Raw genomic sequence first — 23,387 nt, forward strand, 5'->3', positions numbered from 1 at the left:
GGCCGGTGGATCAGTCCCAGCGTGGCTGATCCACCGGCGCCGTTCCGCGACAGCGGCCCCGCGACCGTCAGGTGGTCAGGGCGGCGGCCAGCCGCAGGGTCGCCGCTCGCAGCCGGTCGGCTCCGATGTCGTCGAGGGCCGCGCGTACGTGCTCGGCGGCGAGCGTGGCGAGCAGGGTGTGCGCCTCGGCGGCCGGATCCGGGCGGTCCGCGAGGAGCAGCGTCACGTGCCGGTGCCAGAACCGGTACGCCCCGATCCGGTACCGGGCGCCGGGCGCGGCGGTCTCCGAGATCCGGACCAGGTCGAGGTGGTCGAGCAGGTAGTCCAGGTACGCCTCGACGAAGGCGTGCAGCCGGTCCCGTGCCGGCGGCGACGCGTCGGCCGGGCCGGGCCCGAGGGGCGCGGGGCCGAACAGGATCGCCTCCTGCAGCGCGCGCTCGTGGGTGTCGAGCAGGGCGGTGGCCAGCCCCGCCTTGTCACCGAACCGCCGGAACAGGGTGCCCTTGCCCACTCCCGCCGCGGCGGCCACCGCCTCCATGGAGACCCCCTCGACGCCGTGCTCGCGGAACAGGGTCGCGGCGGCGTCCAGCACGGCGGCGCGGTTGCGGGCGGCGTCGGCCCGCTCGCGCGGGGGTGTCGTACGCAACTCGACGAGTTCGGCCGGGGGAGTGGCATAAGCGGACCGCGGTCCGCTATCGTTCCGAGGCATAAACGGACTGTAGTCCACTTCTCTGGAGGTTGTCATGACTGCCCGGATCAGCCGCGAGGAACTGCGTACCGCCATCGAGGCGGGGACCGTCACGGTCGTCGACGCGCTGGGCGGCGAGTACTACGCCCGGCAGCACCTGCCCGGCGCCGTCCCGCTGGTCGAGGCCGAGGTGGCCGACCGCGCCGGTGAGCTGCTGCCGGACCGGAACGCGCCCGTCGTCACCTACTGCTCCAACCCGGCCTGCCCGAACAGCGGCCGGGTGGCCGACCGCCTCACCGCGCTCGGCTACACGAACGCCCGCAAGTACGCCGAGGGCATCGAGGACTGGGTGGGCGCCGGACTGCCCACCGAGTCCGGGGCGCTCACCCGCTGAGGCGGCGCGGGGAGGTCGTGCCCGCGACCTCCCCGCACGGGGCCTGCCCGCTCTCCCTCCGCAGGCCCTCCGTCTCCTGGACCAGGTAGTGCGGCCGGCGCTTGGTCTCGTAGTAGATCCGGCCGATGTACTCCCCGATGACGCCGAGAATCATCATCTGGATCCCGCCGAGACCGATCACGCTGACGATGATCGTGGTGTAGCCGGGGACGTCGATGCCCTTCTCGACGGCGTCGGCGACCACCCAGATCATGTAGCCCAGCGCGATCAGGGTGAGGAACAGGCCGCCGTAGATGGCCAGTCGCAGCGGTCGGTTGTTGAACGACAGGAGACCGTCGAACGCGTAGTTGAAGAGCTTGCCGAACGTCCACCGGCTCCGGCCGGCCTGGCGTGTCTCGTTGCGGTGCGCGACCACGACGGTCCGGAACCCGATCCAGGAGAACAGTCCCTTGGAGAACCGGTTGTACTCGGGCATGGCCAGCACGGCGTCCACCGCGAGCCGGGACAGCAGCCGGAAGTCGCCCGCCCCGTCGAGCAGCCGTACGTCGCTCCACCAGTTCACCACCCGGTAGAACGACCGCGAGGCGAGCATCCGCAGGAGCCGGTCACCGTGCCGGTCCCGGCGGGCGATCACCTGGTCGAAACCCTGGCGGTACAGCGCCACCATCTCGGGCAGCAGTCGCGGCGGGTGCTGCAGGTCGGCGTCCATGATGACCACGGCGTCCCCGGTGGCGCGCTCCAGGCCGGCCAGCATCGCCGCCTCCTTGCCGAAGTTCCGGCTCAGCGACGTGTACCGCACCCTCGGGTCGCCCGCGGCCAGCCGGCGCAACGCCACGAGGGTGCCGTCCGCGCTCCCGTCGTCGACGTAGACCACCTCGACGTCCACGTCGGTCAGCTCGGCCAGCGCGGCGGTCACCGCCCGGTGCAGCCCCTCCACCGACGCTTCCTCGTTGAAGCAGGGCACCACTACCGACAGCCGCACGTCCTCACCTCGCCCGCCTCGTACCCGGAGAGCCCTCACCCGAGGTGGTAGACCAGCACACCGTCGATCTCCTCCCGGGTGATGCCCAGGCCGTCGACCGGCCGGGCGGCGATGCCCTCCCACGGCGTCCCGGCGGCCCGGTCGGGCATGGCCACCACCGACCGGATCCCGATGCCGCGCAGGTAGGCCACGCTTGTGGGATCGGGGAAGGAGGCCGCCGCCGTCCGGGTCTGCGCCAGGGTGGCGGGCTCGAAGCCGGCCAGCCCGTTCGCCACCCGGGGGAACCCGTCGGTCGTCCACAGCATGTAGTGCAGGTCGTTCGTGCCGCCGATCGGCAGCAGCAGGACGGGTTCGTCAGCCGCCCGCAGCGCGGCCGGTGGCCGCGGCACCTCCGGGTGCGGCGTGCGGTTGACCCCTTCGAGGGCGACCAGGGCCAGCGGTACCAGGAGAACCGCCGGCGCCAGGAGCCGCGTCCACCTCGTGGTCGGCGGCCGTCTCGACTCGGCGATCGCCGTCACCAGGCCGGCCGCCAGCACCGCCAGCAGCAGGCTGGTCCAGTGCATCATCCGGCCCGGCGTCCGCAGTGCGTCCCAGCCGGGCAGGTGCCGGGACAGCGTGAGGTAGCCGGGGTCGCCGTCGCCACCCAGCGTGGCGCCCAGCCCCAGCAGCACCGTCCCGAGGACGCCCAGCCCCAGCGCGATCCGCTGCCGCACCGGGTAGACCGAGACGAACAGGCCCGCCATGGCCATCCCGATCAGGGCCATCCCGGGCAGCAACGCCATCTCGGGGGGCCAGGACAGCTGTTCCCGGGCCGCCGCGTGCGGCTCACCCCACAACCAGGAGTCCGCCGGCGCGGTGACGAAGCCGATCAGCGGCGGCGAGAACATCTCCGTCCAGTCCAGGGACCGCACGGCCTGCGGATTGAGGTCCACCACCCGCAGGTAGACCAGCCCCAGGAGCAGCGTCACCGCGCCGAAGACGAGCCCGCCGGCCAGGTCGGCCAGCAGCAACCGGCGGCCGAACGGGGCTCTCTCCCGCCGCCACCACGACCAGCCGTAGCAGCCGGCGGCCACCAGCACGGCGGCGAGCAGGAAGTAGACAAGTGGCAGCCCGATGCCGAAGCCCAGGCTCACCTGCCAGGCGGCGACGACCCACCCCGCCAACGCCCACCCCGGCCGGCGCCGCTCCGGCCGGTACCCGTGCCGCAGCGACCAGCCGTGCCCGCGCGCCAGCATCGCCAGGGACAACGCGATCCCGCCGCTGGAGATGATGTTCAGGTGGCCCGCGTGCGCCAGCCGCCACGGCGCGTACGCCCACGCGACCCCGGCGACCGCACCGCCCCACCGGCCCGCCCCGAGTTGCCGGACCAACGCGTACGCCCCGACGAACGCCAGCGCGTGCACCAGCACGTACATGAGGTTGTAGTGGACCAGGGCGGCCTCGAAACCCGAGCCGAGCGCGCCCATCGGGGCGTACCCGAGGAGGGTGTCGCTGTAGGCGAACGTGTACCGCTCCGGGTAGAACGTGTTCGAGTGCCAGAGGTCGAGGGGATGGTGCACCAGGGCGTGGCCCGCCCAGGACATCTGCCACGCCTGCAACGTCGGGTCGCCGAGGTCGCCGGGCACCGTGCTCGCCGGATGCCGCATCGTGGGCCAGGTCAGTGCCACCGCGAGCAGCAGGCCACCGACGATCGCACCGGTCCATTCGTGGCGCAGCCAGCGCCACCACGCCCGGCGGTCAGCGGTCGGGGCGGTGGGGGTTGGGCTGTGGCCGTCGCTCGCGGCGACCGGCCGGCCGTCGGCGGCTCGGGTGGACACGGATATGCATGATCCTCGATGCTAGCCGCGTTGTCGACGGTCGGTCCGAAGTGTGGACTCGCGGAGTGGTCAGTCGGAGCTGGTGACCCGGGCGAGCATGATGCCGCCGGTGATCATCGCCAGCGCGGTGAAGCGGCCGACGCTGACCGGGTCCTTGTGCACGACGATGCCGAGCGAGATCGCGCCGATCGCGCCGATGCCGGTGAACACGGCGTAGGCGGTGCCGACCGGCAGGTCCCGCATCGCCCGGGAGAGCAGGTAGACGGCGGCGGTTCCGAGGATCAGGCAGAGCAGGGTGGGGCCCGGCCTGGTGAAGTTCTGCGTCGGTCTGATGGTCTGCGACCAGACGATCTCGACGAGACCGGCGAGCACCAGGGTGAGCCAGCTCATGCCGGCCGCCGTGCGGTGCTGGCCGCGGGGGTGGCCACTTCCCGCGCCAGTGCTTCCGCCGCCTGCCGGGCTTCGGCGTACGACCGGCGGTAGGCCTCGCGCCAGTGGTCGAGCGTCGGGTCCACCGTGGAGTTCACGAACTCGGCGTTGACGAAGGTGACGTCGTCGACCTGGAAGTGGCCGTGGAAGAAGTCGCGCAGGTACCGCTCGTGGTGGTCGAAGGGCTCCCGGGGGGTGCCGGGGGCGTAGGAGCCACCACGCGCGCCGGCGACGGACGACCTTCAGGTCCAGTCCGGCGCGCGGGAAGGTGACCTGGTCGATCCACAGCTTCAGGCTCGCGGGGACGGAGAAGTTGTACATCGGAGCACCGATGAGCAGGACATCCGCGGAGATCAGTTCCGCGAGCAGGGGTTCCACCACGGCCCACGCCGCCCGCTGCGCCGGTGTCCGCACCCCCTCCGCGAGGCTGCCGGGGTCGGTGATGCCGTGCGTCAGCGCGTGGTCGCAGATCTCGGTCCACGCCTCGCCGATGACCGGGACGGGGGAGGCGGCGAGATCGCGGTAGGTGTACGTCGCGTCCGGGCGGGCGGCCCGCCACGCGTCGGCGAACGCCGCGCTGAGGGCGCGGGAGTGCGATGTCCGGCGGGCGCTGGTGTCGAGGTGCAGCAGGTGGGGCATGGCTTTCGGTCCCTACGCGAGAGGAAGTGGACGCAGTGTCCGGTTGGCTCCGACGCTAGCAGTTAAGTGGACGTCGCGTCCACTTAACCGCGGCGGGGCTCACCGGTAAGTGGATGCCATGTCCGGTTAGGCTGTCGTGATGGCGGAGAACCTCCTGGCCCCGGCCCCGGCGGAACGGGCCGACGCGGCGGCCAACCGGCGACGCATCCTCGCCGCGGCGGAACGCCTGTTCGCCGAGCGCGGGCCGCAGATCTCTATGACCGAACTGGCCGGCGCCGCCGGGGTCGGCCGGGCGACGCTCTACCGCCGCTACCCGGACGTCACCTCCGTCGCTGTCGCCCTCCTCGACGTGCACGAACAGGACCTCCAGCAGCGGATGATCTCCGGGCCGCCACCGCTCGGACCGGGCGCCTCGCCGCGCCGGCGCCTCCAGGCGTTCTACGCCTCCATGGTCGATCTGCTCGAACAGCACCTGCCGTTGGCGCTCGGTGCCGAACAGGGCGCCACCCGCTTCGCCACCGGGGCGTACGGATTCTGGCGGACCTTCGTCAGCTCCCTGATCCGGGCCGCCGGCCGGGAGGACGACGCCCTCGCCGACGCCCTGCTCGCGCCGCTCGCTCCCGAGCTCTACCGGTACCAGCGCCACGAGCGCGGGCAGACCGTCGACCAGGTCAAGAGCGCGCTCGCCCACCTGGCACAGGTCCTGCCCGACTGAGTTCGGTCGGGCCGGCCTCCGGGCGGTGTGAGATCCCTCCCCGGTGGGAAGGCCCGCACACCCGGAGGCGTTGTGCGGCACGTGCCGAAGACGGATGTGGTGGTGATCGGGGCCGGTCAGGCGGGCCTGTCCAGCGCGTACCACCTGCGCTCCTCCGGTCTCGACTTCGCCGTCCTGGACGCCGACCGCGCGCCCGGCGGAGCCTGGCGGCACCGCTGGCCGACACTGCGCATGGCGACCGTGCACGGGATCTTCGACCTGCCCGGGATGCGCTTCACGCCACCCCCGCCGGACGAGCCGGCCGCCGAGGCGGTGCCGGCGTACTTCGCCGACTTCGAGCGGGAATTCGGCCTCGACGTGCGGCGGCCGGTCGCCGTCACGGCCGTCCGGGACGCCGGCGACGGACGGCTCCTCGTCGAGACCGACAAGGGCACCTGGACGACCCGCGCCCTGATCAACGCCACCGGAACGTGGACCCGGCCGTTCGTGCCGTACTACCCCGGACAGGAGACGTTCCGCGGGCGGCAGTTGCACACCGCCCACTACCGGGGCCCCGCCGAGTTCGCCGGGAAACGCGTGGTCGTCGTCGGGGGCGGAACGTCGGCCGTGCAGCTCCTGGTCGAGATCGCCGACGTCGCGGCGACGACGACCTGGGTCACCCGCCGCCCGCCGGTGTTCCGGGACGGGCCGTTCACGCCGGAGCACGGTCGCGAGGTGGTCGCCAGAGTCGACGCACGCGTCCGCGCCGGCCTGCCCCCGGGAAGCATCATCAGCGCCGGCGAGCTGGCGTGGACACCGCAGCTCCGCGACGCCCGGGAACGCGGCCTCCTCGTACGCCGGCCCATGTTCGACCGGATCGTCCCCGACGGCGTCCGGTGGCCCGACGGTGCGGCACAGGACGCGGACGTCATCCTCTGGTGCACCGGCTTCCGGCCGGCGCTCGACCACCTGGCCCCGCTGCGGCTGCGCGGGCCCCGCGGCGGCATCGTCATGGACGGCACCCGGGTGGTCGCCGATCCCCGGATCCACCTGGTCGGCTACGGGCCGTCCGCGAGTACCGTCGGCGCGAACCGCGCCGGTCGGGCGGCCGTCCGCGAGCTGCGTGCGCTCCTGGCGGCGCCGGCGGACCCGCACGGCGTCGCCGCGTAGCTTTCCGGAGAGGGCCGGCGGCGGGCGTGGCTACGATCAGGCCGGTCGAGGCCGGGGCGTCACCGGCACGAGGGAGGCCACGTTGACCCCGAGCACCGCGTCGCGGACGGTGGCGGACGCCCGGCGCGCCGACCCGGACTGGCGACGCCAGGTGCCGCGGGCCTTCGCCACGCTGCTCTGGGTGATCGCGGTGGTCTGCGCGCTGGCCGCGCTGAGCAGCGCCGTCCGCTCCGACATCCAGCCGGTGCGCACCGCCATCGACGCCCTGCTGCTGCCCGCCCCGGCGAACCTGGCGTACGCGGTCTTCCTCGGCACGCTCGCCTCGGCGGTGCTGCGCCGCAAGCGGCTGGCGTACTGGGTGCTGGTCGTCTACTTCACCCTCAGCCTGGCCGTCGGCGTGCTGGCCGGCGTGCTGCTCCTGGTGATCGGCAGCAACGACCTCACCGACGACGCCGGGGAGCGGCTGTTCACCTCGCTGGAGACGGTCGGGGTGTGGGTGGGCATCGCCTTCGCCGCCGGGGCGCTGGCCCTGCTGCTGGCCGCCCGTCGGGAGTTCTACGCCCGGGTCCGCAGCGGCAGCCTGTGGCGGGCCCTCGGGGTCTTCCTCGGGCTGGCGGCGGTCGCGGTCGGGCTCGGCTACCTGCTGCTCCTCGTCGAGCCGGGCAGCCTGCGCACCTGGGTGGACCGGCTCGGCTACGCCGTCGAGAAGGTGTTCGGCGGCGCCGTCACCCTGGACGTCACCCGGCAGGGGCAGGCGCCCGGCTGGGTCAACCTGGTGCTCGGCGCGTTCGGTGGAATCGCCTTCGTCGCCGGCCTGTTCACCCTGCTCCGGTCGCAGCGGGCCGCCGCCGTGCTGCACCCCGACGAGGAGGAGCGGATCCGGGAACTGCTCGCCCGGCACGGCGGGCGCGACTCCCTCGGCTACTTCGCCACCCGCCGGGACAAGGCGGCGATCTTCTCGGCCAGCGGCAAGGCGGCGATCACCTACCGGGTGGTCAACGGCGTCAGCCTGGCCAGCGGCGACCCGGTGGGCGACCCGGAGGCGTGGGGGCCGGCCATCGAGGCCTGGCTCGAACAGGCCGGCGCGTACGCCTGGACCCCGGCGGTGATGGGCGCCAGCGAGGCGGGCGCCCGGGCGTACCACCGGCACGGGCTCAAGGTGCTGCACCTGGGCGACGAGGCGATCCTGCTGGCCCGCGAGTTCGACCTGGACGGGCGGGACATGCGCCCGGTCCGCCAGGCCGTGCACCGGGTGGAGCGGGCCTGCTACACGGCCCGGGTGCGCCGGCACGCGGAGATCCCGGCGGGGGAGCTGTCCGAGCTGGCGAGGCTGGCCACGGCCTGGCGGGACACCGAACACGAGCGGGGCTTCTCGATGGCGCTGGGCCGGCTCGGCGACCCGGCCGACGGTGACTGCGTGCTGGTCGAGGCGCGGGACGCGGACGGCCGGGTGCGGGCGTTGCTGTCGCTGAGCCCGTGGGGCGCCGACGGGCTGTCGCTGGACCTGATGCGCCGGGACCGGTCGGCCGAGAACGGCATCACGGAGTTCCTGGTCGCGGCGCTGATGGGGGAGGCGCCCCGGCTCGGCGTCGAACGGGTGTCGCTGAACTTCGCGGTGTTCCGGTCGGTCTTCGAGCAGGGGGCGAGGATCGGCGCCGGCCCGGTCATCCGGCTGTGGCGGCACACCCTGCTCTTCTTCTCCCGCTGGTGGCAGCTGGAGTCGCTGTACCTCTCCAACGCCAAGTACCAGCCGCACTGGACGCCGCGCTACCTGTGCTTCGGGGAGCGCCGGGAGCTGGCCCGGGTGGGCCTCGCCGCGGCGGTCGCCGAGGGCTTCCTCGCCCTGCCGGGCGGCCGGCCCACCCCGCTGCACGGCGTACCGCCGGCCGGCGGCGGAGTGGGCTACGTGCCGCCGGCCGCCGCGACGGTCCGGGCCGTGCCGCCGGAGCCGGCCGCGGTGCACCTGCCCGAGCAGATCCGGGTACGCCTCGCGAAGCTCGACCGGCTGCGCGCCGAGGGCGTCGACCCGTACCCGGTGGGCTTCGCGCGCACCGACGACTGCGCGGCGGTGCGGGCGCGGCACACCGGGCTGGCGCCGGACACCGGCACCGGGGAGACCGTGTCGGTGGCCGGCCGGGTGCTGCTGGTCCGCGACCACGGCCACGTCTGCTTCGCGACGATCCGGGACGGCAGCGGCGACCTCCAGTTGATGCTGGAGCACGACCTGGACCGGTGGCGCGCCACCGTCGACATCGGCGACCACGTGGGCGCCACCGGCGAGGTGTACGCGACCCGGCGCGGCGAGGTGTCGGTGCGGGTGGCCGACTGGCGGCTGACCGCCAAGTGCCTGCGCCCGCTGCCGGACAAGCACCACGGGCTCGCCGACCCGGAGGCCCGGGTCCGGCAGCGCTACCTCGACCTCGCCATCGACCCGGCGGCGCGGGACCTGCTGCGGGCCCGCGGCGCCGCCCTGCACAGCCTGCGGGCCTCGCTGGCGGACCGGGACTTCCTGGAGGTGGAGACGCCGATCCTCCAGCGGGTGCACGGCGGCGCGAACGCCCGCCCGTTCGTCACCCACAGCAACGCGTACGACCTGCGGCTGAGCCTGCGGATCGCCCCCGAGCTGTACCTGAAGCGGCTCGCCGTCGGCGGGATGGAGCGGGTGTACGAGCTGGGCCGGGCGTTCCGCAACGAGGGCGTCGACCACAGCCACAACCCGGAGTTCACGGTGCTGGAGGTCTACCAGGCGTACGCGGACTACCACGTGATGCGCGAGCTGGCCCGGGAGCTGATCGTCGCGGCGGCGGTCGCGGTGCACGGGTCACCGGTGGTGCGCCGCCCCGGGACGGGCGACACCGTGGACATCGGGGGCGGGTGGCCGGTCCGTACGGTGAACGAGGCGGTCTCCGCGGCGCTCGGCGAGGAGGTCTCCGCCGACACCGACCTGGCCGCCCTGCGCAAGCTCTGCGATGCCGCCGGTGTGGCGTACGACCCGCGCTGGGAGCGTGGCGCGGTGCTGCTGGAGCTGTACGAGCGGCTGGTCGAGGCGCGCACCGACGCGCCGACGTTCTACCTGGACTTCCCGACCGACGTCTCGCCGCTGACCCGGCAGCACCGGGACGACCCGCGCCTGGCGGAGCGGTGGGACCTGGTGGCGTTCGGGATGGAGTTGGGAACCGCGTACTCGGAGCTGGTCGACCCGACGGAACAGCGGCGCCGGCTCACCGCGCAGTCGCTGCACGCGGCCGGCGGCGACCCCGAGGCGATGGAGCTGGACGAGGACTTCCTCACCGCGCTGGAGTACGCCATGCCGCCCACCGGCGGCCTGGGCCTGGGCGTGGACCGGCTGCTCATGCTGCTGACCGGCCGGTCGATCCGGGAGACGCTGCCCTTCCCGCTGGTCCGGGACTCCTCGTGAACCGGGCCCGGGCGCTGCCGGGGCTGGCGCTCGCACTGGCCGGGGTCCTCTACTCGTCGTGGCTGATCGGGCCACTGCTGAACCCGGCGTTCGGCCTCCTCGACGGGTACGCCAGCGAGCTGGCCGCCCGCGACCAGCCGTACCACCTGGTGTTCGGCCTGGGTGACCTGGTCGTCGGCGCGCTCGCGGCCGCGACCGGGGTGGCGCTGGCCCGGCGCGCCCGGGGCTGGCCGCGGTGGGCCTGGTGGGGGCTTGTCGCCTTCGGCGTGGCCACCGCCCTGGACGGCACGGTCAGCTCGATGGACTGCGCCCCCTCGGCCGACGCGCGCTGCGCCCGGCTCGCGGAGCTGGGCGAGCTGTCCTGGCGGGACCACTGGCACTCGGCCAGCTCGGCGGTGGCGATCGCCGCCGCCCTGGCCTCACTGTTCGCGCTGCTGATGAGCCGGCGCGGTCGCCGCGGGTCGTTCCGCTGGGGGCTGGCGGTGGCCGCGGTGCTGCTGGTGGGCACGGCCGGCACGCTGGTCGAGCTGATCCGGCCGGACGCCGCGCTGGGCGCCTGGCAGCGGGTCCAGCTGCTCGGCCTCTCCGGCTGGCTGCTCTACGCCGGCGGCGTCGCCGCCGCCCGGGGCGACGGGTCCCGGCACTCCACCGTCACCTGAGCGTCGTGGGGGCCGGCGCCCGGCGGGTGCCGGGCGCCGGCCGCGCGCGTCAGGGCAGGTCGATCGGGCGGAGCACCCGGTCGACCGCGTGGGCGATCTGCTTGTTGCCCTTGTTGATGTCGTAGCGCACGACCCGGGCGTCGCGGTCGCTGTTGTCGGCGTCGACCAGCCGCACCTGCCGGCCGTACCAGCAGCGCGTGACGTCGACCTCGACGGTGACGCCGAGCGCGGTGGTCAGCTCCGCCCCGTCGGCCTTGAGGGCGGCCCTGCGGTCGATCGTGGCGCCGGGCACCACGTGGTAGAGCAGCACGTCCTCCACGGTGTCCGTGCCGAGGCCGGCGACCGCGTCGAACGCCGCCCGCTCACCGGGCAGCGTGCGGGCGTGCGTGATGTCGCGGACCAGTTCCCGGAACGCGCGGTCGTCGGGCACGAACGCGGTCAGCGGGACCGAGCCGTCGGTGAGCACCTTCACCGGCGAGTCCGGCTTCGCCTGCAGCACCGCGAGCACCGCCGCGGTGAGCACGTCGAAGTCCCGGGGGTTGCGGTCGAAGCCGCTGGTGTCGGCCGTGAGCACGGCGGCCAGCGAGCGAGTCCCGGACGGCGCGGTGGCCGCCTGCGCGGGCGCGGCGACGGCGGTGGCGGCCATGGCCGCGGCCGTGGCGCCCACCGCGACGCGGGCGGCGACGCGAGACATCTTCATGGGTGAGCCTTTCGTCGATGGACCCCAGCGGTGACTGTCGTCACGACCCTTGTTCGGCGGGGTGGGCCCCGCCGGATGCACCCGAAGCAGGCGCCTTTCCGGGAGCGCTGCCGCCGCTCGCACCATCGCCGGGGCTGCCGCGGGCCACTGCCGTACCTTGACGGCATGGGACGACTCGAGCGGTGGCGCCGGGCCGCCGCCGCACGTCCGACGGTCGTCGACGCGCTGCCGGCCGCCGTGCTCTTCGCGGCGAGCCTCCTGCCGGTGAACCCGCCCGGCGGTCCTCCGCGCGCCCCGCTGACGGCCGGTGCGGTGCTCCTCGCCCTGGTCGGCTCCGCGGCCCTGGTCGTCCGGCGTCGGCACCCGCTGCCGGTCCTCGGCGTGGTCACCGTCGTCGCGGCCGCGGCGCTGCTCGCGCAGCAGGCCCGGGGGCCGTTGGTGCTCACCGTGGCCCTGGCGGCATACACGGTGGCCACCCGGACCGACCGGCGGACGGCCGTGGCGGCCGGCGCGGCCAGCGCCCTCCTGCTCGGCGCCTGCGCCGTCGTCGCGCTCGGCGTCGGCTGGCTCGACCCCGCCGTGGTGGTGCTGGTGCTCTGGTTCGGCGTGGCCGTCGCCGCCGGCGACGCGGTACGCAGCCGGCGCGCGTACGTGGCGGTGCTGGAGGAACGGGCACGGCGGGCGGAGCAGACCCGCGAGGCGGAGGCCCGCCGCCGGGTCACCGAGGAGCGGCTGCGCATCGCCCGGGAGTTGCACGACGTGGTGGCCCACCACATCGCGCTGATCAACGTGCAGGCCGGAGTGGCGGGGCACGTGCTGCGGCAGCAGCCGGACGCGGCCGAGGAGGCCCTCGGGCACGTACGCTCCGCCGCGCGGACCGTCCTCGACGAGATGGCCACCCTGCTCGGCGTCCTGCGCCGCCAGGAGGAGCCCGAACCCCCGACCGAACCCGCCCCCAGCCTGACCCGGCTCGACACCCTCGTCGACGGCTTCGCGGCCGGCCAGCCGGTGCGGTGGACGCTGGCCGGGCAGCCCCGCCCGTTGCCCAGCGCGGTCGACGTGGCCGCGTACCGGATCATCCAGGAGTCGCTGACCAACGCCCACCGGCACGCCCCGGGCGCCCCCGTCATGGTCCGCCTGCGCTACACCCCGGACGGGCTCACCGTCGAGGTGCGCGACCAGGGCGCCGGGGCGGGGTCCGAGCCGGGCACCGGTCTCGGCCTGCTGGGCATGCGCGAACGGGCCGAGGCGGTGGGCGGCGCCTTCCACGCCGGCCCGCACCCGGACGGCGGCTTCGTGGTCCGCGCCGACCTGCCCGCCCCGCAGGACGAGGAGAACGCATGACGGTCCGGGTTCTGCTCGCCGACGACCAGACCCTCATCCGCGCCGGGTTCCGGGTGCTGATCGACTCCGCGCCCGACCTGACGGTGGTGGGGGAGGCCGCCACCGGCCGGGAGGCGGTCGCGCGGGCCCGCACCACGCGCGCCGACGTCGTGCTCATGGACATCCGCATGCCCGACCTGGACGGGCTGGCCGCCACCCGCGAGATCACCGCCGACGAGGACCTGGCGGGCGTACGCGTGCTCATCCTGACCACCTTCGAGGTCGACGAGTACGTCTTCCAGGCGCTCCGCGCCGGCGCCAGCGGATTCCTCGGCAAGGGTGTGGAGCCGGCCGAACTGCTCGACGCGATCCGCACCGTGGCGGCCGGCGACGCCCTGCTGTCCCCGAAGGCCACCCGCGGGTTGATCGCCCGGTTCCTCGCCCAGCCCGAGCCGGAGCCGCCGGCCACCCCGGACCGGCTGCGGGCGCTCACCGAGCGGGAACGGGAGGTGCTGACGCTTGTCGCCACGGGCTTGAGCAACGAGCAGATCGCCCAGCGGCTGGTGGTGTCCCCGCTCACCGCCAAGACCCATGTGAACCGGGCCATGGCGAAGCTCGGCGCGCGGGACCGGGCACAGCTCGTGGTGTTCGCGTACCAGACCGGGCTCGTCCGGGCGGACCCGCCGACGGAGTAGGCCGGCCGCCGGCGTACCGCGCCCGCGGTACGCGCAGGTGTCCGCGGGTGGCCGACGCGGCGGCCGGCGTACGCGGGCGACGGTTGGTCACATGATCGACGTGACCGGACTCAGCAAGCGCTACGGCGACAAGCTCGCCGTGGACTCCCTGACCTTCCAGGTCAGGCCAGGCACCGTCACCGGCTTCCTGGGCCCCAACGGGGCCGGGAAGTCCACCACCATGCGGATGATCCTCGGCCTGGACGCCCCGACCGCCGGCACCGCGACGGTCAACGGCCGCCGCTACGCCGACCACCCCGCTCCGCTCCGGGAGATCGGCGCCCTGCTGGAGGCGAAGGCGGTGCACACCGGCCGTTCCGCCCGCAACCACCTGCTCGCCCTGGCCGCCACGCACGGCATCGGCCGCCGCCGGGTCGACGAGGTGATCGACCTTGTCGGCCTGCACGAGGTGGCCGGCAAGCGGGCCGGCGGCTTCTCGCTCGGGATGGGCCAGCGGCTTGGCATCGCCGCAGCGCTGCTGGGCGACCCGCGGGTGGTGATGCTCGACGAGCCGGTCAACGGCCTCGACCCGGACGGCATCCGCTGGATCCGTGGCCTGCTCAAGGGCCTCGCCGCCGAGGGACGAACCGTCTTCGTGTCCTCCCACCTGATGAGTGAGATGGCGCAGACCGCCGAGCACCTGATCGTGGTGGGCCGCGGCCGGCTGATCGCCGACGTCTCCCTGGCCGAGTTCACCCGCCGGGCGTCCCGCGCCACCGTCCGGGTGCGCTCCCCGCAGGCCACCGCGCTGCGCGACGTGCTGGCCGGGCCGGCGGTGACGATCACCGGCGGCGAGCCGGGCCTGCTGGAGGTCACCGGCCTGACCCGGGAGGAGATCGGCGACCGGGCGGCGGCGGCCGGACTCACCCTGCACGAGCTCTCCGCCACCGAGGCCTCCCTGGAGGAGGCGTTCATGACCATGACCCGCGACGCCGTCGAGTACGCCGGCGCCTCCGAGGGGAACCCGCGATGACCACGACCGCCGACCTGCCCGCCACCATCCCCACCGACGCCCGGGTCACCGGCGCCCGGGTGGTACGCGCCGAATGGATCAAGTTCCGCTCACTGCGGTCCTCCCTGATCATGCTGGCCGCCACGGTGGTCGTCTTCGCCGCGCTCGGCCTCGGCTTCTCGGCCTTCCTGGCCGACGCCACCATCGAGCCCGGCACGCCCGCGCCGCCCGGGGGCCCGTCCTCGCTCGACCCGCTCGGCGCGAGCCTCGGCGGGGTCAACCTCGCCCAACTGCTCATCGGCACCCTGGGCGTGCTGCTGGCGGCGGGGGAATACTCCACCGGCATGATCCGGTCCTCGCTCGCCGCGGTGCCCCGGCGGTGGCCGGTGCTCGCCGGGAAGGTCACGGTCCTGGCCGGCGTGTCCCTCGCCGTGCTCGTGCCGACCGTGCTGCTCACCTTCCTCGGCGGGCAGGCCGTGCTGGGCGACAAGGGCATCTCCCTCGGCGACGACGGCGTGCTGCGCGCCGTCCTCGGCACGGCCGGCTACCTGACCGCTGTCGGCGTGCTCGGCCTGGCGCTGGGCTTCCTGCTGCGGAACATCGCCGGCGCGCTGACCAGCGTGGTGGCCCTGCTGCTGGTCGTGCCGGGGGTGGTGTCCCTGCTCCCGGAGAGCTGGTCCGACGCGATCTCGCCCTACCTGCCGTCCAACGCCGGCCAGGCCGTGATGACCGTCGGGGCCTACCCGGACCTGCTGTCGCCGGGAGCCGGGGCGGCCGTCCTCCTGGCGTGGCTGGTGGCCCTCGTCGGCGCCGCAGTCGTCCTGCTGCGCCGCCGCGACGCCTGAGCGGTGGGAAGGCGGCGGGTCGCGTACGCCATCGGTCGTTCGATCGTTGTCGACGCCGGCCCGCTGCCGTACGCTCGTGCTCGGCCCGCCCTCACGGTCCTGTGAGGAGCAGTCATGCCCTTGAACCGCCTGCTGACCCTGGGGGTCGGCGTCTGCGCGGTCGCCACGCTCACCCTGCCGGCCGCCTCGGCGACGGCCGCCCCGTCCACCCATCGCGACGGCGGCAGCCTGGTGCTCGTCGGCGGCGCGCTCGCCGACGACAACAGCGAGATCTACGGCGACATCGTCCGGCTGGCCGGTGGCCCCGGAAAGGCCCGGATCGGCATCTTCACCGCCGCCGCACCGGTGCCCTCCGAGGACCCGGACGCCGGCACACCCGACTGCAACAACAGCGTCTGCAACGGCGACTACTACGCGGACCTGTTCCGCGGGTACGGCGTGGCCGACGCGCAGTGGATCCCCATCGACCTGGACCAGCCGACAGCCGCCGACGACCCGGCCGTGGTCCGGCAGATCGAGTCGATGAGCGGGTTCTTCTTCGGCGGTGGCGACCAGTACCGCTACGTCACCACCATGACCCGGGGCGCGGCGCAGCGCGACAGCGCGGCGCTCGCGGCCGTGCGGCGCAAGCTGCGGCAGGGGGCGGTGGTCGCCGGCACCAGCGCCGGCGCCCAGATCATGGCCGGCCGGGACATGATCACCGGCGGGTCCACCGAGCCGGGGCTGCGGGACGGCGCGAAGCCCGGCTACTTCGACGACCCGGGCGTGCTCGGCTACCTGCCGCACGGCGGGTTCGGGTTCTTCACCGCCGGCCTTGTCGACACCCACTTCTCCCGGCGGGGTCGCGAGGCGCGCTCCATCCGGCTCGCCTCGGACACCCACCACCACCGGGTCTTCGGGCTGGACGAGAACACCGCACTGGAGGTGACCGGCGTCGGAGGGCGCGGCCCGTCGCTGCGGGTGCTCGGGCAGCGCGGTGTCAGCGTGCTCGACCTGCGCCGTGCCCGGGTGACGGACCACGGTGGAATCTGGGGCATCGAGGGCGTGCGGTGGAGCCGGCTCACGGCGGGGGACGCGTACCGGGCCGCCGGGTGGCGGACCGTGGTGGCCGCGGGCAAGCCGCCGGTCGTCCCGGCGGACGGCCCGTGCGCTGTCGCGCCCTCGACGGACGTCTTCTACGACTACGCCATGGTGGGGCTGGTGGAGGGGCTGGCCGCCCAGGCCGGTTGCGCGTCCGTGGGCGGCACGTCGTACGAGAAGGACCCGCAGTGGGAGGCGCACCTGACCCGTGGCCGCGGCTTCGCCGCGTACCGGGGCGCCACGGCTGTCACGTTCACCGACGCCGTGATCGGCATCGCTCCGGCGGCCTGACCCGGTAGGCGCCGCCGTCCTGACCCGGCGGTGCGCTCCCGCCCCCGTGGCGGCAGCGCGCCGCCGGGTCGGTGTCGTTCCGGCCCGACCATCGGCAGCCGTTCGCGGGGCTGTAACAGAAGTTACGTATTGAGTGTGGCGATAGATGGTTGTAACTTCTGTTTCACAGATTCGTGGCCCCTTGGAGGTGCCCATGTTCCCTACCCGCAACCCCCGCCGAGTCGCCCTGGTGGCGGCCGCCGCCGCACTCCTCACCATCGCCCCGATCGGGGCCACCGCCGCGCACGCACAGGTGACCCGGGTCCGCCAGGGAAGCGCCGCCGACGTGAGCCGGGCGGCCTGGTCCGGCCCGGCGTACACGATGAACGGCTCCGGCGGCATCGTCACCGCCACCATGACCAGGGCGGTCGACGCCATCCGCGGCGGCACCGGCACGATCGACGTGGTCGTCGTCGCGGGTTCCGGGTCGGGGACCCCGGAGTGCGACGTCATCACCAAGCTGGCCGGGATCAACTCCTGCACCACGCTCACCCTGACCGCCGCCCGCGACGGCAACGACAGCCAGGCCAACACCGACATCCGCAACGCCGAGTTCGTCTACTTCGCCGGCGGCGACCAGTGCAACTATGTGGCCTGGAAGGGCACCGCCCTGGAGGCGTCGGTGGAGTCGGTGGTCGCCAAGGGCGGCGGGGTCGGCGGCGGCAGCGCGGGCCACCACGTCAACAGCGACATCGTCTACGACGCCTGCGCCGCGAGCGCCACCTCGTCGACCGCGCTGGCCAACCCGTACGACCGGTCACTGACCTTCACCACCGGCATGTTCCGCTGGCCGAACTACGCCAACACCGTCAACGACTCCCACTTCGTCACCCGCGACCGGATGGGTCGGACCATGGCGTTCGTCGCCCGGGCCGTCAAGGACGGGTTGGCGAGCGGTGGCAAGGCCTGGGGCGTCGGCGTCGAGGAGGGCGCCTCGCTCTACATCGACCGCAACGGCCTGGCGACGTTGAGCGGTCCCAGCGCGTACGTCGTCCTGGGCGACCACCAGCCCGAGGTGGCCGTCTCCGGCCAGCCGCTGACCTACACCAACTTCAAGATCTGGAAGCTGACCAGCGGCCAGACGTACGACTTCGCCAACCGGCCCACCTGCGGCTACTACCTGAAGAGCGTGCGGGCCGGGGTGCCCGACGGCAGCCTCTACAGCGGCACACCGGTGACCGACTGCTCCACCCCGCCGCCCTCCGGCGGGTCCAGCTACGCCGAGGCGGAGCCGAACGACTCGCGCACCGCCGCCAACGACATCACCGCACTGACCTACCCGGCCACCGTCACCGGCGACATGAAGAGCGCCACCGACCGGGACTACTTCGCCCTGACCCTCGCCGGCGGGCAGACGCTCACCGCGAACTGCGCGATCCCCACCGCCTACGACGCGGACCTCTACCTGCTGAGCTCGACCGGAAGCACGCTGACCCGGTCGGTGAACGACGGCGCCGGCGCGGACGAGTCGGTCACCCTGACCCGGACCGCGTCCGGCTCGGCGACCTACTACCTCGACCTGGAGGCGTACGCCGGCTCCGGCACGGCGGACTACTCCTGCACGCTCACCCGATCCTGACCCGGCGCCCCCCACGGACCGCGGGGCGAGGCACCGCCCCGCCCCGCGGTCCTGCCGTCCCGGGCTCGCCGGACGACGGCCGTTAGGCTCGGCGCGTGTCGAACCCCCATCCTGACGAACCCCACGGCGTGGGCGTGGCCGCGCTGGTCCGCCAGCGGCTGGGCGAGTGCAGCCCGGCCGAGCGCCGGGTCGCCCGCGCGCTGCTCGCCTCCTATCCGGCCGCCGGGCTGGGCACGGTAGCCGCGCTGGCCGAGCGGGCCGAGGTGAGCGCACCGACGGTGCTGCGCTTCCTGTCCCGCCTCGGATTCGGCGGCTACCCGGAGTTCCAGCGGGCGCTGCGCGAGGAACTGGCCGAGCGGGAGACCTCGCCGCTGACGGCGTACCGGGCCACCGAGCGCACCGGCGCGCCGCCGGAAGGTGCGCTGCCCCGGGCCGCGGCGACCCTGCCCGAGGCGGTCGCCGGGACCCTCGCCGAGCTGCCGCAGGGCGAACTGGACGCCGCCGTGCGCCTTTTCGCCGACCAGCAGCTACGCGTCACCGCGGCCGGCGGCCGCTTCTCCACGCTGCTCGCCCACTACCTGGTGCTGCACCTCATGCAGGTGCGCGGCAACAGCCGCCTGCTGCCGGCCGGCCCGGTCGAGCGCACCGACATGCTCGTCGACGTGGGCCGCCGCGACCTGGTCGTGCTGTTCGACTTCCGCCGTTACGAGGAGGCCACCCTCGCGCTGGCGCGCAACGTCACCGCGCGGGGGGCCAAGGTGGTGCTCTTCACCGACCGCTGGCTGTCCCCGGTGGCCGGCCTCGCCGAGGTGGTGCTGCCGAGCCGGGTCGAGTCGCCCTCGCCGTACGACAGCTTCACGCCCACGTTGGCGCTGGTGGAGACCCTCGTCGCGGCGCTGATCGACCGGCTCGGCCCGGTGGCCGGCGCCCGGCTCAAGGCCATGGAGGCGGCCCAGCAGGCGTTCGGGGAGGGCTGACGGCGGCGTTACAAGAAATTGTAATCTCGCCGAGACCGTAACGTCAGTTACAGTCCGGGGGCTGGTTGACACCTGGCCCCCGGAAGGACACCCCATGCGCATCCGCCAGTTCGCCCTGGTCGGCGCGACCACGGCCCTGCTCGCCGCCACCGCCGCCTGCGGCGGCTCCACCTCCTCCGCCGGCACCTCCGGCGACCAGATCAAGCCCGTCTCCGTCACCATCGAGGGCGTCGGCGCGGTCGACACCGACACCACGCTCGCGAAGAAGGTCCCCGCCGAGGTGCGCGACCGGGGCAGCCTCACCGTCGCCACCAACGCCCCCTACCAGCCGTTCATCGACTTCAAGGTCGAGGGCAAGACCGACGAGTTCAAGGGACTGGACTACGACCTGTTCCAGGCCGCCTCGGCCCGGCTCGGGCTGAAGGCGACCTTCTCCCAGCAGCCCTTCGACGGCCTGGTCCCCGGCCTCCAGGCCGGCAAGTACGACGCGATCGCCGGCGGCATCACCGACAAGAAGGAGCGCCAGCTGGTCGCCACCTTCGTCGACTACTCCGCCTCCGGCACCGGGTTCCTGGTCGCCACCGGCAACCCCCTCGCGGTCAGGAGCGTCGCCGACCTGTGCGGCCGCAAGGTCGCCGTGCAGAAGGCCAGCAACCAGGCGAAGAACCTCACCGCGTACGCCAAGGAGAGCTGCGCCGGCAAGCCCGTCCAGGTCAAGGAGTACCCGGAGAACCCGCAGGCCGTGCAGGCGCTGATCGCCGGCAACGTCGACGCGGTCGCCGCCACCAAGGTCAACCTGGTCGACACCGCCGCCTCGCTCAGCGGCAAGGCCGAACTGGTCGAGGACGCGTCGGCGCCCAACGGCTGGCTGGCCAGCCCGAACGGGTTCGGCTTCCTCAAGGCCGACAAGGACCTGGCCGAGGCCTACCGGGCCGCCGTGCAGTCGCTCATCGACGACGGCACCTACGACAAGATCCTCGCCTGGTGGAAGCAGACCCCGATCGCGGTCAAGCAGGCCACCATCGACCAGGCCATCGACTGACCCCGGCGGACCACCACCCCTGATCCGCGGTCGCCGGGCGCCCTCCACTTCCGTGAGGGCGGGCCCGGAGGCGCCCGGCGACCGCCGCCATCTTCCTCCGCAGGAGGCACCGCAGAATGACCACCGACACCACCGCGGTACGTGTCGTTCCCGTCCGCCACTACGGGCGCTGGCTGACCGCGCTGATCGTGTTCGCGCTGGCCGCCCTGTTCCTCCGGGCGCTGTTCACGAGCCCCAACCTCGAACCCGGCACCATCGCCCACTACCTGTTCAAGGACTACGTCCTCGACGGCGTGGTCACCACCCTCTGGCTGACCCTGCTGGCCATGCTGCTCGGCACGGCCGGAGGCATCGCCCTCGCCGTCATGCGGCTCTCGGAGAACCCGGTCCTGCGCGGCGTCTCGTGGACCTTCATCTGGGTCTTCCGGGGCACCCCGCTGCTGGTCCAGATCATCTTCTTCGGCTTCCTGGGCGCGCTCTTCCCCCGCATCACCCTGACCGTGCCGTTCACCGGCACCGTCCTGTTCGACCGGCCCACCAGCGTGGTGGTGACCGGAACCGTCGCCGCCGTGCTCGCCCTGTCGCTCAACGAGATGGCCTACGCCGCCGAGGTGATCCGTGGCGGGATCCTCGCCGTGGACGGCGGGCAGACCGAGGCCGCCGCCGCGCTCGGCATGAGCCCCACGCTCACCCTGCGCCGGGTGGTGCTGCCCCAGGCCATGCGGGTCATCATCCCGCCGATGGGCAACGAGACCATCACCATGCTCAAGTCGACAGCCCTGGTGTCCATCATCGCCGGACGGGACCTCATGACGGCCGTGCAGACCGTCTACCAGAACAACTACAAGGTGATCCCGCTGCTCGTGGTGGCGGCGATCTGGTACCTCGCCCTGGTCAGCCTCCTGTCGGCCGGCCAGTGGCTGATCGAGCGGCGGTTCGGCCGCGGCTTCACCCGGGGAGGCGTCCGATGACTCCGATGGTGCGCGCCGAGAGCGTCACCAAGCGGTTCGGCCCGGTCGAGGTGCTCAAGGGCATCGACCTGACCGTCCGGCCCGGTGAGGTGGCCTGCCTGCTCGGCCCCTCCGGCTCCGGCAAGTCCACGTTCCTGCGCTGCATCAACCACCTGGAGCGCATCGACGGCGGCCAGCTCTGGGTCGACGGCGAACTCGTCGGCTACCGCCGTCACGGCGACAAGCTGCACGAGCTCAAGGCCCGCGAGGTCGCCGTGCGCCGCCGCGACATCGGCATGGTGTTCCAGCGGTTCAACCTCTTCCCGCACCTCACCGCGCTCGGCAACGTCGTCGAGGCGCCGGTCCGCGTCCTCGGCACTCCACGTGAGCAGGCACGGGAGCAGGCCATGCGGCTGCTCGACCGGGTCGGGCTGACCGAGCGCGCCGGCAACTACCCGAGCCAGCTCTCCGGGGGCCAGCAGCAGCGCGTCGCCATCGCCCGGGCCCTGGCCATGCGGCCCAAGCTGATGCTGTTCGACGAACCCACCTCCGCGCTCGACCCCGAACTTGTCGGCGAGGTGCTCGACGTGATGAAGGGGCTCGCCGCCGACGGCATGACCATGGTGGTGGTGACCCACGAGATGGGCTTCGCCCGCGAGGTCGCCGACCAGGTCGCGTTCCTCGACGGGGGAGTGGTGGTCGAGGCCGGCACGCCGACCGACGTGCTCGGCAGCCCCCGCCACGACCGCACCCGCGCCTTCCTCGACAAGGTGCTCTGATGGATCCGCTGCTCACGGCGGCCGGCGACCGGCTGGCCGCGTACCACGACCGCCTCGCCCAACTGGTCGCCGTCGACTCCGGCTCCCGGCAGGTCGACGGGCTGCGCGCCGCCGCCGACCTCGTCCAGACCTGGTGCCTCGCCGCCGGGATGGCGGTCGAGCGGGAACCGGTCACCGACCCGGCCGGCACACCGCTCGGAGACGTGCTCATCGCCCGCCGCCGGGGCGCCGGCAGTCGCCGCATCCTGCTCGCCGGACACCTCGACACCGTCTTCCCGCCCGGCACGGCCGCCGCCCGGCCGTTCCGGATCCACGACGGCCGGGCGTACGGGCCGGGAGTCAGCGACGACAAGGGTGGCCTGCTCGCCGGCCTCGCCGCCGTCGAGGTGCTGGCCGCGCTGAACCTCGACGGGTACGGGGAACTGGTGCTGGTCTGCACGCCGGACGAGGAGATCGGCTCGCCCGGCAGCCGGCCGCTGCTGCGTACCCTCGGGGCCGAGGCCGACGTGGCGCTCTGCCTGGAATGCGCCCGCGACAACGGCGACCTGGTCTCGGCGCGCAAGGGCGTGGCCGACCTGGAGGTGACCCTGCGCGGCCGGGCCGCGCACGCCGGCATCGAGCCGGAACGCGGCGCCAACGCGCTGCTCGCCGCAGCCCGGCTGACGGTGGCACTGGACCAGCTCAACGGCCGCTGGCCCGGCGTCACCGTGAACGTCGGGCTGCTGGAGGCCGGCGGCCGGCCCAACGTGGTCGCCGACCACGCCCGGATGCTTGTCGACCTGCGCGCCTGGCACACCGGCGAGTACGAGGCCGCGCTCGCCGAGATCCGCCGGCTGGTCGCCGCCCCGTCCGTCTCGGGAGTACGCGGCGAACTGGCCGTGCACGCGCCCACGCCGCCGTGGGAGCCGGGCGAGGGCGGCCACCGGCTGACCGAGCTGGCGGCCAAGGTCGGCGCCGGGATCGGTGTGCCCGTGTCGCACACCGCCACGGGCGGCTGCGCCGACGCGAACCTCCTCGCCGAGGCGGGCGCGGCAGTGCTGGACGGGCTCGGCCCGATCGGCGGCGCCGACCACAGCCCGCACGAGTGGCTCGACCTCGACTCGGTCGTCCCACGGGTGGCGCTGCTGGCCGGCCTCGTCGACCTGGTCGCCGCGGTCGGGGTGGAGTGCCACGTGCCGCCGCACGAACGGATGACCACCGCGTGAT

At 73.9% G+C, this 23,387-nt stretch carries 21 protein-coding genes and 1 pseudogene; 16 read left to right on the top strand and 6 right to left on the bottom strand.

Annotation, left to right across the window (positions count from 1 at the left end; genetic code table 11):
• Positions 1-67 precede the first annotated feature (67 nt).
• Positions 68-709, bottom strand: a complete 642-nt coding sequence (locus GA0070603_RS30555; RefSeq protein ID WP_091321160.1) for a TetR/AcrR family transcriptional regulator — start codon at positions 707-709, stop codon at positions 68-70.
• Between the two features lie 34 nt (positions 710-743).
• Here GA0070603_RS30555 and GA0070603_RS30560 point away from each other — a divergent pair, with 34 nt between their 5' ends.
• The gene (locus GA0070603_RS30560; protein ID WP_091321162.1) at positions 744-1,082 is read left to right on the top strand and encodes a rhodanese-like domain-containing protein; all 339 of its coding nucleotides are present in this window, start codon (positions 744-746) and stop codon (positions 1,080-1,082) included.
• Here the strand turns inward: GA0070603_RS30560 and GA0070603_RS30565 are convergent.
• The 4 genes and pseudogenes from GA0070603_RS30565 to GA0070603_RS32705 all read right to left on the bottom strand — a co-directional run.
• Complete coding sequence (locus tag GA0070603_RS30565; RefSeq protein ID WP_341864950.1) at positions 1,072-2,064, bottom strand: glycosyltransferase family 2 protein; 993 nt, start codon at positions 2,062-2,064, stop codon at positions 1,072-1,074. The two genes, GA0070603_RS30560 and GA0070603_RS30565, sit on opposite strands and share 11 nt — an antisense overlap.
• A 35-nt stretch (positions 2,065-2,099) precedes the next feature.
• Positions 2,100-3,881 (bottom strand): putative glycosyltransferase family protein, encoded by a 1,782-nt coding sequence (locus GA0070603_RS30570; RefSeq protein ID WP_341864951.1) that lies wholly within the window; start codon positions 3,879-3,881, stop codon positions 2,100-2,102.
• 69 nt (positions 3,882-3,950) lie between these two features.
• The gene (locus tag GA0070603_RS32275; RefSeq protein WP_091321165.1) at positions 3,951-4,271 is read right to left on the bottom strand and encodes a DMT family transporter; all 321 of its coding nucleotides are present in this window, start codon (positions 4,269-4,271) and stop codon (positions 3,951-3,953) included.
• 315 nt (positions 4,272-4,586) lie between these two features.
• A pseudogene (locus tag GA0070603_RS32705) lies at positions 4,587-4,949 on the bottom strand (NAD(P)H-dependent oxidoreductase); the annotation flags it as partial.
• 139 nt (positions 4,950-5,088) lie between these two features.
• Between GA0070603_RS32705 and GA0070603_RS30585 the strand changes: the two are divergent.
• The 4 genes from GA0070603_RS30585 to GA0070603_RS30600 all read left to right on the top strand — a co-directional run bounded on the left by GA0070603_RS30585 (position 5,089) and on the right by GA0070603_RS30600 (position 10,890).
• On the top strand, positions 5,089-5,664 hold the full coding sequence (locus tag GA0070603_RS30585; RefSeq protein ID WP_091321167.1) for a TetR/AcrR family transcriptional regulator: 576 nt from the start codon (positions 5,089-5,091) through the stop codon (positions 5,662-5,664).
• An 81-nt stretch (positions 5,665-5,745) separates the two neighbouring features.
• Positions 5,746-6,813 (top strand): FAD-dependent oxidoreductase, encoded by a 1,068-nt coding sequence (locus GA0070603_RS30590; protein ID WP_208862975.1) that lies wholly within the window; start codon positions 5,746-5,748, stop codon positions 6,811-6,813.
• Between the two features lie 82 nt (positions 6,814-6,895).
• On the top strand, positions 6,896-10,231 hold the full coding sequence (gene lysX, locus GA0070603_RS30595) for a bifunctional lysylphosphatidylglycerol synthetase/lysine--tRNA ligase LysX (RefSeq protein ID WP_244282661.1): 3,336 nt from the start codon (positions 6,896-6,898) through the stop codon (positions 10,229-10,231).
• Positions 10,228-10,890, top strand: a complete 663-nt coding sequence (locus tag GA0070603_RS30600) for a DUF998 domain-containing protein (protein WP_091321171.1) — start codon at positions 10,228-10,230, stop codon at positions 10,888-10,890. The genes lysX and GA0070603_RS30600 overlap by 4 nt, the downstream gene beginning before the upstream one ends.
• 49 nt (positions 10,891-10,939) lie before the next feature.
• Here the strand turns inward: GA0070603_RS30600 and GA0070603_RS30605 are convergent, their stop codons facing one another.
• Positions 10,940-11,590, bottom strand: coding sequence for a fasciclin domain-containing protein (locus GA0070603_RS30605; RefSeq protein WP_091321172.1), 651 nt, complete (start codon positions 11,588-11,590; stop codon positions 10,940-10,942).
• A gap of 165 nt (positions 11,591-11,755) precedes the next feature.
• Between GA0070603_RS30605 and GA0070603_RS30610 the strand changes: the two genes are divergently transcribed.
• From GA0070603_RS30610 to GA0070603_RS30660, 11 genes are all read left to right on the top strand, one after another.
• Positions 11,756-12,934 carry a sensor histidine kinase gene (locus GA0070603_RS30610; RefSeq protein WP_091321174.1) on the top strand — a complete coding sequence of 393 codons (1,179 nt, stop codon included), beginning with the start codon at positions 11,756-11,758 and terminating at the stop codon, positions 12,932-12,934.
• Positions 12,931-13,608 (top strand): response regulator, encoded by a 678-nt coding sequence (locus tag GA0070603_RS30615; protein ID WP_091321176.1) that lies wholly within the window; start codon positions 12,931-12,933, stop codon positions 13,606-13,608. The genes GA0070603_RS30610 and GA0070603_RS30615 overlap by 4 nt, the downstream gene beginning before the upstream one ends.
• 91 nt (positions 13,609-13,699) lie before the next feature.
• A complete protein-coding gene (locus GA0070603_RS30620; RefSeq protein ID WP_091321178.1) occupies positions 13,700-14,620 on the top strand; it encodes an ABC transporter ATP-binding protein in 921 nt (306 codons plus the stop codon).
• Positions 14,617-15,444 (top strand): ABC-2 transporter permease family protein, encoded by an 828-nt coding sequence (locus GA0070603_RS30625; RefSeq protein WP_091321180.1) that lies wholly within the window; start codon positions 14,617-14,619, stop codon positions 15,442-15,444. Before GA0070603_RS30620 ends, GA0070603_RS30625 begins: the two co-directional genes overlap by 4 nt.
• Before the next feature lie 114 nt (positions 15,445-15,558).
• Positions 15,559-16,815 (top strand): cyanophycinase, encoded by a 1,257-nt coding sequence (locus GA0070603_RS30630; protein ID WP_091321182.1) that lies wholly within the window; start codon positions 15,559-15,561, stop codon positions 16,813-16,815.
• Between the two features lie 193 nt (positions 16,816-17,008).
• Entirely contained in the window at positions 17,009-18,433 is a 1,425-nt protein-coding gene (locus GA0070603_RS30635; protein WP_091321184.1) for a hypothetical protein, read from the top strand.
• Between the two features lie 95 nt (positions 18,434-18,528).
• A complete protein-coding gene (locus tag GA0070603_RS30640) occupies positions 18,529-19,410 on the top strand; it encodes a MurR/RpiR family transcriptional regulator (protein ID WP_091321186.1) in 882 nt (293 codons plus the stop codon).
• A 94-nt stretch (positions 19,411-19,504) separates the two neighbouring features.
• The gene (locus GA0070603_RS30645) at positions 19,505-20,452 is read left to right on the top strand and encodes a transporter substrate-binding domain-containing protein (protein ID WP_091321188.1); all 948 of its coding nucleotides are present in this window, start codon (positions 19,505-19,507) and stop codon (positions 20,450-20,452) included.
• 116 nt (positions 20,453-20,568) lie between these two features.
• Positions 20,569-21,423: an amino acid ABC transporter permease gene (locus GA0070603_RS30650; RefSeq protein ID WP_091321190.1), complete on the top strand. Its 855-nt coding sequence runs from the start codon at positions 20,569-20,571 to the stop codon at positions 21,421-21,423.
• Positions 21,420-22,181 carry an amino acid ABC transporter ATP-binding protein gene (locus GA0070603_RS30655; protein ID WP_279627507.1) on the top strand — a complete coding sequence of 254 codons (762 nt, stop codon included), beginning with the start codon at positions 21,420-21,422 and terminating at the stop codon, positions 22,179-22,181. The genes GA0070603_RS30650 and GA0070603_RS30655 overlap by 4 nt, the downstream gene beginning before the upstream one ends.
• Positions 22,181-23,386 carry a M20/M25/M40 family metallo-hydrolase gene (locus GA0070603_RS30660; protein WP_091321193.1) on the top strand — a complete coding sequence of 402 codons (1,206 nt, stop codon included), beginning with the start codon at positions 22,181-22,183 and terminating at the stop codon, positions 23,384-23,386. The genes GA0070603_RS30655 and GA0070603_RS30660 overlap by 1 nt, the downstream gene beginning before the upstream one ends.
• Position 23,387: the final 1 nt, after the last annotated feature.

Origin of the sequence: Micromonospora chersina, from assembly GCF_900091475.1 — a bacterium.
GTDB classification, from domain to species: domain Bacteria; phylum Actinomycetota; class Actinomycetes; order Mycobacteriales; family Micromonosporaceae; genus Micromonospora; species Micromonospora chersina.